Source organism: Microbacterium sp. R1 (assembly GCF_015159725.1).
GTDB classification, from domain to species: domain Bacteria; phylum Actinomycetota; class Actinomycetes; order Actinomycetales; family Microbacteriaceae; genus Microbacterium; species Microbacterium oxydans.
Window position 1 is genome coordinate 1 of record NZ_JADDUD010000022.1, and the last position, 215, is coordinate 215.

The following is a 215-nucleotide window of genomic DNA, read 5'->3' on the forward strand; positions in this document are numbered from 1 at the left end:
AGTCGTAGGAGCGGACCGATCCTGCACGCCGAAGGGGGCGCACGAGCCCTTCTCGCTCCCAGTGCCGCAGTGCGGAGGAGCGGACGCCGAGCGCCTGGGCGAGTTCGCCGATGGCCATGGCATCGTCCTCGACGAACGGGTCGTCGGCCTCCGCCACCGCGTCCTCGAGTCCGCGCAGGGCCGCGCGCACCCGTGAGCGTTCGAGGGCGAGATCC

1 protein-coding gene is annotated in these 215 nt (G+C 72.6%); it reads right to left on the reverse strand.

Going from position 1 to position 215, the window contains the following annotated elements; genetic code table 11:
- A partial coding sequence (locus tag ILP86_RS19505; RefSeq protein WP_193762731.1) for a MerR family DNA-binding transcriptional regulator occupies nucleotides 1-215 on the reverse strand: 215 nt, incomplete at both ends.